The organism is Schumannella sp. 10F1B-5-1 (genome assembly GCF_006517535.1).
Classification (GTDB): domain Bacteria; phylum Actinomycetota; class Actinomycetes; order Actinomycetales; family Microbacteriaceae; genus Schumannella.
Genome location: NZ_VHQH01000033.1, coordinates 15431 through 27127, shown reverse-complemented (window position 1 = coordinate 27127; position 11697 = coordinate 15431). Strand labels below are relative to the sequence as shown.

Below are 11697 nucleotides of genomic sequence, written 5' to 3'. Positions count from 1 at the left end.
GTCGCCTAGACTCAGGGACCACCACGCCGCGTCGCTTTCGTCGCAGCATCACTACAGCACAAGGAACGACATGGCCACCGGCACCGTCAAATGGTTCAACTCCGAGAAGGGCTTCGGCTTCATCGCCCCCGACGACGGCTCCGCCGACGTCTTCGCCCACTTCAGCGCGATCTCCGGAAACGGGTACCGCAACCTCGATGAGGGACAGAAGGTCGAATTCGACGTCGAGCAGGGCCAGAAGGGTCTGCAGGCCGCGAACATCCGCGCCCTCTGATCTTCTCCTGATCACCGGCGGAGGCCGGGCACCGACGATGATCGTCGGGCCCGGCCTTCGTCGTTCCCGGGTCGCGGCGTCGGCAGGGATGCGCGGCGCCCGGCGCGGTGGCCCGGCGTCAGCAGGTCAGCGCGTCAGCGCCCCTCGAGCATCGCGACGAGCTGGTCGAGCGTGAACTCCCAGCCCTGGCGGTTGCGGGCGCCGGGCTCGTCGTCGCTCCACGGCCCGCCGTGCCGCACGCGCAGCTCGGTGCGCTCGACCCCGTCGCCGTCGTCGCCGCCGTGCGCCGCGAGCGTGATCTCGACCTGCTCCTCGGGCTCGGCGCCGTCGGCATCCCGCCAGCACCAGGTGAAGTCGAGGTGCTCCGGATGCGCGACCCGCGTGAACCGCCCGGTGAGCTCGATGCCCTGCTCGGGTGCTGCGATCGCGTAGTCCGCATCGACTCCGGCCTCGAAGCGGATGCGCACGCCGTTCCAGTGCCGCCACCACCACCCGCGCATCCCGTCGCTCGTGCTGAGCGCGGCCCACACCCGGTCGATGTCGTCGGGCAGGATGCGCACGACCTCGATGTGGCGCGTCGTCGTCATGCGCCCAGTGTCGTCGGGAGCGACTCCCGGCACCAGAGCAGTCCGGGCATGTCGGGCCAGCCGCAGGATCAGGCGGTCGCGCCGGCGTCCGCCCGCTCGGGCGCGAGCCGCTGCGTGCCGGCCACCCGCAGCAGCCGCAGCTTCTCGGCGTCGTCCGACCCGGGCGCGGCCGAGTAGAGAACGAGCCGCAGGTCTCCTCCGGGCGCCGTCAGCACGTCGCAGTCGACCGTGACGTCGCCGACGACCGACCCGTGCACGGTCTTGCGGCTGACGCGGTGCTCGGCGACGTGCGCCGTGCTCCAGCGGCGGGCGAACTCGGGCGAGGCCTCGAGCAGGCGCGCGATGAGCCGCTTGAGCCCGGGATCGTCGGGGTACCGGCCGCGGGCCGCGCGCACGTCGCCGACGATGTCCGCCTGGAACGCCTCGGCGTCCTCCGGCGAATGCGTCACGTGGTCGTCGTGCTCGACGAAGGTGCGCCACGCGACGTTGCGCTCGATGCCGGTGCGCGTCGACGGGTCGCCGTGCAGCGCCGCCCAGAGCTCGTTCCAGCGCAGCAGATCCCAGGTGGCCGAGTAGACGGCGACCGGGGTGTCGGCGCAGCGATCGAGCATCCGCTGCACGCCCGGGGTGATGTGCAGGGGAACCGTACCCGCCGACGGCAGGGCGACCCCGGCGACGCGGTAGAGGTGGTCGCGCTCGCCGCCATCGAGCCGCAGCGCGCGGGCGAGCGCCGCGAGCAGCTGCGCCGAGGGGTTGGTAGCGCGCCCTTGCTCGAGCCGCACGACGTAGTCGACGCTCACGCCGGCGAGCTGGGCCAGCTCCTCACGCCGCAGCCCGGGCGTGCGGCGGTCTCCGCCGGCGGGCAAGCCGACCTCCTCGGGTCGCACCCGGTCGCGCCAGGCGCGCAGCACCTGCGCGAACTCGTCCATGCCTCCATGGTGCCCCGCCCGGGCCGTTCGCGGAGGGTGACTGGGTGGTACTGCTGTTCCCCCTGTCGAACGGTGCCTGGTCGTCGCGGCTGGTCGGGCGCAGGCTCGAGCCATGACCACGACACTCATCACCGGAGCGAACCGCTCCCTCGGACTCGAGACCGCCCGCCGCCTGATCGAGGCCGGCCACACCGTCTACGCCGGCATGCGCGACCTCGCCTCGGGCGACGCCGTCGCCGCTCTCGGCGCGATCCCCGTGCAGCTCGACGTCGCCGACCAGTCGAGCGTGGATGCGGCCCTCGCGTCGCTGCCCGAGCTCGACGTGCTCGTCAACAACGCCGGCATCCTCGGCACCTCGTTCACCGCCGACGACCTCGACGCCGACGCCATGGCGTCGGTGCTCGACACGAACGTCGTCGGCATCGTGCGCGTCACCCAGGCCGCGCTGCCGCTGCTGCGCCGCTCCGCGCATCCGGTGATCGTCAACGTCGCCTCGGGCGTCGGCTGGCCGCGCTTCCTCACGACCGAGGGCACCGACGAGTTCCCGGTTCCGGCGATCCCCTACGCCGCATCCAAGGCCGCCGTGATTGCACTGACGGTGCAGTACGCGAAGAACCTGCCCGGGTTCCGGGTCAACGTCTCCGACCCGGGCTACACGGCGACCGACTTCAACCGGCACGGCGGGCACCAGACGGTGACCGAGGGCACGGATGCGACGGTGCGCCTGGCGACGCTCGGCGCCGACGGACCGACCGGCGAGTTCCACAACCGGGCCGGCCGCATCGACTACTGAGCTGAGGCGCCCGTCGCGCCGGGCGCGGCTGCCCCGTCCGCCGCGCTCGCCTCGCCCGTCGCCCCCTGCGGTCGGGCGGGGCGGCGCGCCGCCGGGCGGGCGACGCCGGCCCGGCGCAGCCCGCCGGCGATCGCGATGCCCAGCGCCGTCGCGGCCACGCAGCTCACGATGTTGATCGCGAAGAACGCGATCTGCAGCCCGAGCGGCCGTCCGGCGTCCAGCGCGGCCGATCCTCGTGACGGATGCGCAGCCCGCGCACGTCGAGGGGCGGCGGGGAGGTCACCCGGCCATCCTAGGTAAGGGGCACCTCACTCGGGCGGCGGGCCGACCTCGCGCGTCACGTCACCGCGCTCTCCGCAGCATCGCTCGCCGCTGAGACGAGCCGCCGGGCGCGTCACTTCACCGCGGGCACCGCCTCCGGTTCGGGCGGCACGGCCGCCCGCCGCCGTGTGACGAGGAACGATCCGGCGAGCACCAGCACGAAGCCGACGATCGTCCACACCGTGATGCGCTCGTGCAGCACGAGGGCGCCCGCCGCGATCGCAACCGCGGGATTGAGGTAGGTGATGGTCGTCGCCCGCACCGGCCCGACCTCGCCGATGAGGGCGAACATCAGCAGGAACGCGACCGCGCTGCAGATCAGGCCCAGCCCGACGATCGACCCGATCACGGGCGCCGACGGAACCGAGGTCGGCAGCGCTCCGGCGAGCAGCACGATCGGCACGGCGATCACCGCGGCGAGCGCCAGCGACACGGTCACGACGCCCAGACCCGGTAGGTCGGACATCCACCGCGCCAGGATCGCCGGGCCGACGGCGTAGCCGACCGCGACCACCGCCATCTCGGCCACGCCCACGAGGTCGGAGCCGGCGACGTCGAGTCCGACCAGCGCGGCGACGCCGATGGTGCCGAGCAGCATCCCGAGCACGTTGCCGAGGCCGAGTCGCTCGGGCCGGCCCATGAGGATCGCCACGATCACGCCGACGATCGGCACGGCCGCGAGCAGCAGGCCCGAGGTGGAGCTCGGCAGGCGGGTCTCGGCACTGCTGAGGAAGGTCCACGGGATGACGATCTCGACGATCGTGTACGCGATCAGCGGCTTCCACCGCCTCAGCACCACGAGCACCTGGCGTCGCCACAGGGCGATCGGCAGCAGGATCAGCGCGCCGATCGTCGTGCGCCCGAGCACCACCATGGCCGGCTCGAGCTCGCCGACGGCGACCTTGATGAGCAGATACGGGATGCCCCACGCGACCCCGAGCGCGAGGAAGAGGATCACGCCGCGCCGCGTCATCGCGCCTCCTGGATGGGTCTCGTCTCGCGGTCGGCCGCAGTGGACGCGCCCGACGTCGTCAGGCTAGCCAGGGGCGCCGACACCGCGTCGTCCCGTTCCTGCCGAGCTTCCCGCGCATCCCGCCACGAGTGGATGCGCGGCGCACGCGTGCCCGGCGGTCACCGCTGTGCCGCGCCGCTCCGCTCCGCATCATGGCCGCACACCGCCGTGTCGGCGGACGCCTCTACCCTCACGCTCATGCCCACCTGCTGCGCTCCCGGATGCGACGCGGCGGCCGACGAGATCGCCGCCGCCGGCCCGGTGCCGCTCTGCGCGCCGCACCTCGCGATCGTCGGCGACGTGGCGACCGCGGGCGTCGACGACGTGCTGCCGTCGCCCTGCCGCGCCTGCGGTTCGCGCCTCGGCGTGCGCTATCCCTCGGGCTGGCTCTGCGCGGTCTGCGAGTGGCGGCACGGCGAGTTCCCCGACGACGAGGCGGTCGACGCCCGCGTCGACGTCGTCTACTACCTGCGTGTCGCCGACCGCATCAAGATCGGCACGAGCAGCCGACTCGGTCAGCGGATGCGCCAGCTCTGGCACGACGAGCTGATCGGCATCGAGCGCGGCGACCGGCACCGCGAGCGCGCCCGCCACGAGCAGTTCGCGGCGACGCGGTTCGGACGAACCGAGTGGTTCGCGCGCTCCCCCGAGCTGGATGCGCATCTCGTCGCCGTGACCGCGGGCGTCAGCGACCCGTGGGAGCTGTACTCGCGGTGGCGCAGCGAGGCGATCGCGCTGCGCGGGTGAGCGCCGCGCGGGTGAGGCCGCGCGGGTGAGCGCCCGGTGCCGCGCCCGCGCCGTCATCGCAGGTAAGCGTCGACGAACAGCGCCCCGCGGATCTCGCGCAGCTCGTCGAGCAGGCGTGGCCACAGGCTCTTCGTCAGTCCGGTCGTCGCGAGGTCATGCGGGCCGAGCGCGGGCAGCCGTCCGGTGCGGATGCGCACGACCTCCCATCCGGCGGCCCGCAGCGCGCGGTCCTTGCGCCGGTCGACGGCTTCGCGCCGGCCGACGTGCTCGAGCCCGTGCCGCCCGGTGCTGTCGTATTCGATCGCGACGCGCAGCTCGGTCAGCAGCACGTCGGGCCAGGCCTCGAGGTGGTCGAAGAACGGGCGCGAGAGCTTGACCGCGTTGGCGCCCAGGTCGATCGCGAGCAGCTCGCCGAGCCGCTGGTGCAGCTCCCCTTCGACGGCCGACGCCCGCCGGGGAGCGCACACGCTGACGAAGGCCTCCCCCGCGGCGAGCGCGGGCGTCTTCGCGCACAGCGGCCGCGCCGGCTTCGCCGCGCGCTTCGGGCGCGTGATTCCGGTGGCGCCGTCGCTGCCGACGCTGATGCCACCACCGGGCGTGCTTGCCTCGAGAGGACCACCACGCGCCGCGGGTCCCGCGCTGGCGCCGCCCGCCGCATCCCGTTCGGAGGCGAGTCGAGCCCGCGCCGGCATAGGGCGCCGCAGAGCGAGCTCTCGGCATTCGGGACACCACGACGACCGCCGTCGCTCGCGCCCGGGCCGGCTGCGTTGCTCCTCGGGCGTCGCGACGAAGCGGTGCCCGGCGTCGCACTCCCACTGCAGCAGCACCTCCGCCGCCGGCGGGATCTGCGACAGCGTGAACCCCCGGTTCAGATCGGGATGGAACCACCGCACGAGCACCGGATACGACGCCCACGCCGCGCGATACGTGCCGACCGGATAGGGCACGTCGACACCGCGGGAGAACCGCCGTCGCTCCCACCACTGATCCACCGGCTCCGCCACGCCTTCACGCTAAGCACCCCCGCCGACATGGATGCGCCCCGCCCGCCGCGCTTGCTCCCGACGAGAACACAGATGAGGATGTCAGCGGATCTCATCTCACGGAGCCCGCGGGCGCGGTCGATCACGACGCGCGTTCTGACACCGGTCGCGCATCAGTGCGAAGCGGGTCGTTCATCCCAACGACCCCGAGGCGCCCGTGAACTGCTCGAAGACCCCTTACTCGACGATCGACCAGGCAGGTCGTGTCCTGCTAGCTCTGATGCGCGCTGGACGCGCAGAGTGCGGCGTGCATCCCTGCGCTGCCTGCCATGCATTCCATCTGACGTCAGACCGTGCCAGCTCGAAGTCTCGATGGACCGCGATGGCGCTGCGCGGGAAGAGTCGGGCATGAAGAAGGCCCGGACTCTCGAGAGAATCCGGGCCTCGCCGTCGGGCTGACAGGATTTGAACCTGCGACCCCCTGACCCCCAGTCAGGTGCGCTACCAAGCTGCGCCACAGCCCGTGGCATTCGTGCGCGGATCGCTCCGGCACGATGAGCAAGCCTACCGGACGCGCGACCCCGCGACGACCACTCCGCACGGCGGATCCGACACCGCAGAGCAGAGCCGCGCATCCATTCGCCCGAGCACGCGGCGGAGCGCATCAGCCGAGCTGGTCGCCGTCGACGTAGACCCAGAGGCCGTCGACCCGGGTGAAGCGCGAGCGCTCGTGCATCACCCCTGCGCCGTCAGCGCCGCGGAACGAGGCTCGGAACTCGACCTTGCCCGCGGCATCCGCCTCGGCGCCGGCCGCCGTGTCGACGATCTGCAAGCGACGCCATACCGTGTCGGCGTCGAGTTCGAGGGTCGCCGGCCGGGTCGACGGATGCCAGCTGCGCAGCAGGTAGTCGGCGAGGCCCAGAGCGAAGGCGCTGAAGCGCGAGCGCATGAGCCGCTCGGCCGTCGGCGCCGGCGCGGTGCCCGCGTGGGCCGGCGCGCAGCACGTGCCGTAGGCGCCGGCGCCGCAGGGGCACGGCGCGTCGGCGTCGAGCCCGTCGGCGGCGCTCCGGGTCATCCCTGAATTCACCCGTCGATCATCTCCGATGAACGCGCCGTCCACGTGCGCGACTCCCCCGGTTTTCCGGGCGAGGGACGGGGCCGAGCACGCGACGGCAAACCGAGGAATCCGCACGAGCACAAGAGTCGAGCGTCCCGCACTATTGACACACCCCCCGACAGGGGGTCAATCTACTTACCACCGATCAACGATCTCCCCCGACTTCGTCGATCGAGCCCCGAACACCCGAATACCCCACCCGCATCGGACGCTCCGCGGTTCTCGCCCAAGAACCCCCCGACGCGATCTCTCGAACACCCCGTGCGATCCCCATCGCACGGCCTGCTCGCCATGACGGCTCGGCAGGAGCTCGAAGATTCCCGACGGTCTGCACACCCCCACCCGAAGCACTCTTCCGGCATCCGCCGATCCGCCCAGCACGACGACAGGGCCTGCCCCGAATCGTCTGCTCTGGAAAGTCGCCCCCACCTTTCTGGATCGGATCCCGATGCCCACCCGCACCCGCGACGCCTCCGTGCGTCACGCCGCCCCGGCCGGCGGTCACCCCGCGCAGCGCCGCGGCGTGACCAGCCCGGGTGCCCCTGCCTGGGGAGCGCGCTCGTGACCGCGCACGACCAGGCCGTCAGCCGGATCGCCTCCGGCACCCCCCTGCTGACCAGCGTCGCGTCGCGGATGACGTCGCCGCTGGCGAGCGATCCTGACTGGGTCCGTCGGCTGCGCCGACGCATCTCGCTCACGGACACGCTCCTCGTGACCTCGGCGGTGATCGCCGGCTCTTGGGCGAGCCGCATCGCCGAGCCGGGCCGACCGGCGGCGACGCAGTACGTGGAGTGGAGCCTCCTCGTCCTCGTCGCCGTCGGCTGGCTCGGGTTGCTCTCCCTGGCGCACACCCGCGACACCCGCACGATCGGCATCGGCATCGCCGAGTACCGCCGGGTGATCACCGCGAGCGTCGGATCGTTCGCCTCGTACGCGATCGTGCTCGCCGTGCTCGACCGCGGCGACGGGCTGCCCGTCGCCGCCGGCGTCTTCGTCGGCGGCACTGCCGCACTGCTCATCGGTCGCTGGGCCTGGCGCGTCTGGCTCGGAATCCAGCGCACCGCCGGCCGCTGCCTCTCCACAGCGATCGTCGTCGGCCCGCGCCGTGAGGCCGAGCACGTGATCACCCAGATCGGCCGCCGCCGCGGCGCCGGCTACCGCGTCATCGGCGCCGCCATCCCCCGAGCGAAGAACCGCGCGCTCGAGGTCGGCGGCGAGCACGTCTCCCTCGTCTCCGACCTCGACCACGTGGCCGAGGCCGCCGCACGCCTCGGTGTGGATGCCGTCATCGTCGCCGGCATCCCCACCGGGGACCGTCGCTACATCCGCCAGCTCGGCTGGGATCTCGAGGGCACCGTCGCCGAGCTCGTGCTCGCGTCGGCCCTCACAGACGTCGCCGGTCCGCGCATCCACATGAGCCCGGTCGAGGGCCTCCCGCTCATGCACGTCGAGCTGCCGCAGTTCCGCGGCGCCCGGCACGTGCTCAAGCGGGCACTCGACATCGTGCTCGCCGGCGGCGGCATCCTCGCCCTCGCCCCGCTGCTCGGACTCATCGCCCTGGCCGTGCGCCTCGACAGCCCCGGACCGGTGCTGTTCCGGCAGGAGCGCGTCGGCCGCGGCGGCACGACCTTCCCGATGCTCAAGTTCCGCTCCATGGTCGTGGATGCGGAAGCCCGACTCGCCGCCCTGCAGTCCGACTCCGACGGCAACGGCGTGCTGTTCAAGATGAAGCACGACCCGCGCGTGACCCGCGTCGGGCGCGTGCTGCGCAAGTACTCCCTCGACGAGCTGCCTCAGCTCTTCACCATCCTCGCCGGGCACATGAGCCTGGTCGGGCCGCGGCCGCCGCTCCCCCTCGAAGTCGAGGGATACGAGAGCCACGTGCAGCGCCGACTGTTCATCAAGCCCGGACTCACCGGCATGTGGCAGGTCAACGGCCGATCCGACCTCGACTGGGACGAGAGCGTTCGGCTCGATCTCTACTACGTCGAGAACTGGTCGATCACCGGCGATCTGCTGATCATGTGGCGCACCGTCAAGGTCGTCATCCGAGGAACGGGAGCTTACTGATGATCATCGGCTACGCGGCGGGCGCGTTCGACCTCTTCCACGTCGGGCACCTCAACATCCTCAAGCACGCGAAAGCGCACTGCGACCACCTCATCGCCGGCGTCGTCAGCGACGAGAAGCTGCTGCGCACCAAGGGCATCACCCCGGTCATCCCGCTCGCCGAGCGCCTCGAGATCGTGCGCAGCATCCGCTTCGTCGACGAGGCCGTCGCCGAAGACGCCCCCAGCAAGATCGACATGTGGCACGACCTGCGCTTCCACGTCTTCTTCAAGGGCGACGACTGGCGCGGCACCGACAAGGGACGCCTCGTCGAGCAGCAGATGGGCTCGGTCGGCGTCGAGGTCGTCTACTTCCCCTACACGATGTCGACCTCGAGCACCTCGCTGCGCCGCGCGCTCGACGACATCGCCGTTCTCGCCCGCGGCAGCCGTCCCCTCGACGCCGGCGACGACGAGGCCTACGCTCGCGAGGACGAGGTCTCATGAACCGCGGACGCACGCTCCACCGCGTCCCTCCCCACGTCGTCGTGGGGGTCGCCGTCTCCGGCGCCATAGCAGGCGTGAGCGCTCACGTCTCGGGGCAGGTGCCGCCTGGACGGACCCCCACGGCGACTTCCCGCACAGCGCGGGCGCTGCACGGCGGCGAGGTCTCCCGATCAGGGGCCGAGCCGCTGTTCCCAGCAGCGTCCCGCTAGCGGGAGCCCGGAGGGGCCGTGGAGTGCGGAGGACGCCACGGCCCCTCTTCCGGGACGCCGGACCTTGCCGAGCCCGTCGAGATCGCGGCCGCGCTCAGCCCCGCGCGGGCGACGCCGCCGCCGGCTTCGGGAACGCCTCGCGGAATCGGTCGCTCGTCAGGATGTCGCCGACGCCCACCAGCAGCACGCTGAACAGGATCTGCTCGAACACCATCCACAGCGGATACAGCCCCGGGACCGCCGCGATCACGAGCGTCACGATCGGGAAGATGCGGCTGAACAGCCGCAGGCGCGAATACGCCCAGTACCAGCCCAGCCACGCGCGCCAGGCGAAGTAGAGCAGGGTCGCCGTGATCGCGAGCACCGCGATCGAGCGGAACCACACCGCCGGCGGCTCCATCACCCCGACCGCCGCGAGCACGATCGCGACCACGAGCGCCGCCGCTCCGATCACGACCTCGGCCGTGAGGATCCAGAAGATGCCCGCGAAGCCGCGGCGCAGCTTCGCATCCCCCTCGAACTCCGCGCGGATGCGCAACGGCGCCAGCCGTCCGCCGCCGACGCGGTCGAGCCGGCGCCAGACCGGCTCGGCCGGTGCCAGGGCGCGGCTCGCCGCATCCACGAACCGCAGCATCGCGGTGATCACGCTCCGTGCTCCGTGACGGCGATGCTCAGGAGCGCTTGCGCTTCTCGCGCACGCGCATGTTGACCTGGATCGGCGTGCCCTCGAAGCCGTAGACCTCGCGCAGGCGACGCGTGATGAAGCGCCGGTAGCCCGGGTCGAGGAACCCGCTCGTGAACAGCACGAACGTCGGCGGACGCGTCGAGGCCTGCGTGCCGAACAGGATGCGCGGCTGCTTGCCGCTGCGCACCGGGTGCGGGTGCTCGGCCGCGAGCTCGGCGAGCAGCGCGTTGAACTTGCCGGTCGGGATGCGGGTGTCCCACGACTCGAGCGCGACGTTGAGCGCGGGCACGAGCTTCTCGAGGTGACGCCCGGTGCGGGCCGAGATGTTGACGCGCGGAGCCCACGCGACGTGCGCCAGATCCTGCTCGATCTCGCGCTCGAGGTAGCGGCGGCGGTCGTCGTCGAGCAGGTCCCACTTGTTGTAGGCGAGCACGAGCGCCCGACCCGACTCGAGCACGAGGTCGATGATGCGCAGATCCTGCACCGAGATCGGCTCGGTCACGTCGAGCACGACGATGGCGACCTCGGCCTTCTCGAGCGCGGCCGAGGTGCGCAGCGAGGCGTAGAAGTCGGCGCCCTGTTGCAGATGCACGCGCTTGCGGATGCCGGCGGTGTCGACGAAGCGCCAGATCGTTCCGCCGAGCTCGATCTGCTCGTCGACGGGGTCACGGGTGGTGCCGGCGAGCTCGTTGACGACGACGCGCTCCTCGCCCGCGGCCTTGTTGAGCAGCGAGCTCTTGCCGACGTTCGGGCGGCCGAGGATGGCGACGCGGCGGGGCCCGCCGATCTCCTCCTTCGCGACGGCCGAGACCTCGGGCAGCACGGTCATCACGTGGTCGAGCAGGTCGTAGACGCCGCGGCCGTGCAGCGCCGACACCGGCCACGGCTCGCCGAGCCCGAGACCCCAGAGCACGGCGGCCTCGGGGTCGCGGATCGCGTCGTCGGCTTTATTGGCGACCAGGATGACCGGCTTGTGAGCAGCACGCAGCATCCGCACGACGTGCTCGTCGGTGGCGGTCGCGCCGACGTTGACGTCGACGACGAACAGCACGGCGTCGGCCAGGTCGACCGCGACCTCGGCCTGCGCGGCGACCGAGGCGTTGATGCCCTGCGCGTCGGGCTCCCAGCCGCCGGTGTCGACGAGGGTGAAGCGCCGGCCGAGCCACTCGGCCTTGTACGAGACGCGGTCGCGGGTGACGCCGGGCACGTCTTCGACGACGGCCTCGCGGCGACCCAGGATGCGGTTCACGAGCGCCGACTTGCCCACGTTCGGGCGGCCGACGATCGCCAGCACCGGCAGGGCGGGCAGGTAGTAGATGCCGTCGGGGCCCTCGGCCGAGGCCTCGAGCAGCTCGAGGTCCTCGTCGTCGAGGTCGAAGTCGGCGAGCCCGGCGCGCAGGGAGGCGGCACGCTGCTCGGCGGCCTCGTCGTCGATGTCGGCGAGGCGGGTCGCCAGGTCGTCGTCGCCGATCAGGCTGTCGTCGA

At 72.2% G+C, this 11697-nt stretch carries 12 protein-coding genes and 1 tRNA gene; 5 read left to right on the top strand and 8 right to left on the bottom strand.

Translation table 11 applies throughout. The annotated features are described in order from the left end of the window. The first annotated feature begins 70 nt into the window (after nt 1-70). Nucleotides 71-274: a cold-shock protein gene (locus FJ658_RS03800; protein WP_141144047.1), complete on the top strand. Its 204-nt coding sequence runs from the start codon at nt 71-73 to the stop codon at nt 272-274. Nucleotides 275-408: 134 nt separating this feature from the next. Here the strand turns inward: FJ658_RS03800 and FJ658_RS03795 are convergent, their stop codons facing one another. Then, nucleotides 409-861 (bottom strand): SRPBCC domain-containing protein, encoded by a 453-nt coding sequence (locus FJ658_RS03795; RefSeq protein ID WP_141144046.1) that lies wholly within the window; start codon nt 859-861, stop codon nt 409-411. Between the two features lie 68 nt (nt 862-929). After that, on the bottom strand, nt 930-1790 hold the full coding sequence (locus FJ658_RS03790) for a helix-turn-helix domain-containing protein (RefSeq protein ID WP_141144045.1): 861 nt from the start codon (nt 1788-1790) through the stop codon (nt 930-932). Nucleotides 1791-1902: 112 nt separating this feature from the next. Between FJ658_RS03790 and FJ658_RS03785 the strand changes: the two genes are divergently transcribed. Continuing rightward, nucleotides 1903-2583: an SDR family NAD(P)-dependent oxidoreductase gene (locus tag FJ658_RS03785; RefSeq protein WP_141144044.1), complete on the top strand. Its 681-nt coding sequence runs from the start codon at nt 1903-1905 to the stop codon at nt 2581-2583. 394 nt (nt 2584-2977) lie between these two features. Here FJ658_RS03785 and FJ658_RS03780 read toward each other — a convergent pair whose 3' ends face one another. Then, the gene (locus FJ658_RS03780) at nt 2978-3877 is read right to left on the bottom strand and encodes a DMT family transporter (RefSeq protein ID WP_141144043.1); all 900 of its coding nucleotides are present in this window, start codon (nt 3875-3877) and stop codon (nt 2978-2980) included. A 237-nt stretch (nt 3878-4114) separates the two neighbouring features. Here FJ658_RS03780 and FJ658_RS03775 point away from each other — a divergent pair, with 237 nt between their 5' ends. Then, the gene (locus FJ658_RS03775) at nt 4115-4663 is read left to right on the top strand and encodes a GIY-YIG nuclease family protein (protein ID WP_141144042.1); all 549 of its coding nucleotides are present in this window, start codon (nt 4115-4117) and stop codon (nt 4661-4663) included. A gap of 53 nt (nt 4664-4716) precedes the next feature. Here FJ658_RS03775 and FJ658_RS03770 read toward each other — a convergent pair whose 3' ends face one another. From FJ658_RS03770 to FJ658_RS03760, 3 genes are all read right to left on the bottom strand, one after another. Then, on the bottom strand, nt 4717-5667 hold the full coding sequence (locus tag FJ658_RS03770; protein WP_141144041.1) for a hypothetical protein: 951 nt from the start codon (nt 5665-5667) through the stop codon (nt 4717-4719). A 429-nt stretch (nt 5668-6096) separates the two neighbouring features. Next, nucleotides 6097-6170 (bottom strand) — tRNA-Pro (locus FJ658_RS03765). 140 nt (nt 6171-6310) lie between these two features. Beyond that, the gene (locus tag FJ658_RS03760) at nt 6311-6721 is read right to left on the bottom strand and encodes a YchJ family protein (protein WP_141144040.1); all 411 of its coding nucleotides are present in this window, start codon (nt 6719-6721) and stop codon (nt 6311-6313) included. Between the two features lie 603 nt (nt 6722-7324). Here FJ658_RS03760 and FJ658_RS03755 point away from each other — a divergent pair. Beyond that, nucleotides 7325-8833, top strand: a complete 1509-nt coding sequence (locus tag FJ658_RS03755; RefSeq protein ID WP_255447542.1) for a sugar transferase — start codon at nt 7325-7327, stop codon at nt 8831-8833. Further along, the gene (locus FJ658_RS03750) at nt 8833-9318 is read left to right on the top strand and encodes an adenylyltransferase/cytidyltransferase family protein (protein ID WP_141144039.1); all 486 of its coding nucleotides are present in this window, start codon (nt 8833-8835) and stop codon (nt 9316-9318) included. Before FJ658_RS03755 ends, FJ658_RS03750 begins: the two co-directional genes overlap by 1 nt. Nucleotides 9319-9621: 303 nt before the next feature. Here the strand turns inward: FJ658_RS03750 and FJ658_RS03745 are convergent, their stop codons facing one another. Next, nucleotides 9622-10173 (bottom strand): hypothetical protein, encoded by a 552-nt coding sequence (locus FJ658_RS03745; RefSeq protein ID WP_255447541.1) that lies wholly within the window; start codon nt 10171-10173, stop codon nt 9622-9624. 25 nt (nt 10174-10198) lie between these two features. After that, nucleotides 10199-11686 carry a ribosome biogenesis GTPase Der gene (gene der, locus FJ658_RS03740; protein ID WP_141144126.1) on the bottom strand — a complete coding sequence of 496 codons (1488 nt, stop codon included), beginning with the start codon at nt 11684-11686 and terminating at the stop codon, nt 10199-10201. Between the last annotated feature and the right edge of the window lie 11 nt (nt 11687-11697).

Excerpts from the sequence above, each read along its gene's own strand:
- FJ658_RS03800 (WP_141144047.1), top strand. The coding sequence starts at position 71 with ATGGCCACCGGCACCGTCAAATGGTTCAACTCCGAGAAGGGCTTCGGC.
- FJ658_RS03795 (WP_141144046.1), bottom strand. The coding sequence starts at position 861 with ATGACGACGACGCGCCACATCGAGGTCGTGCGCATCCTGCCCGACGAC.
- FJ658_RS03790 (WP_141144045.1), bottom strand. The coding sequence starts at position 1,790 with ATGGACGAGTTCGCGCAGGTGCTGCGCGCCTGGCGCGACCGGGTGCGA.
- FJ658_RS03785 (WP_141144044.1), top strand. The coding sequence starts at position 1,903 with ATGACCACGACACTCATCACCGGAGCGAACCGCTCCCTCGGACTCGAG.
- FJ658_RS03780 (WP_141144043.1), bottom strand. The coding sequence starts at position 3,877 with ATGACGCGGCGCGGCGTGATCCTCTTCCTCGCGCTCGGGGTCGCGTGG.
- FJ658_RS03775 (WP_141144042.1), top strand. The coding sequence starts at position 4,115 with ATGCCCACCTGCTGCGCTCCCGGATGCGACGCGGCGGCCGACGAGATC.
- FJ658_RS03760 (WP_141144040.1), bottom strand. The coding sequence starts at position 6,721 with ATGACCCGGAGCGCCGCCGACGGGCTCGACGCCGACGCGCCGTGCCCC.
- FJ658_RS03750 (WP_141144039.1), top strand. The coding sequence starts at position 8,833 with ATGATCATCGGCTACGCGGCGGGCGCGTTCGACCTCTTCCACGTCGGG.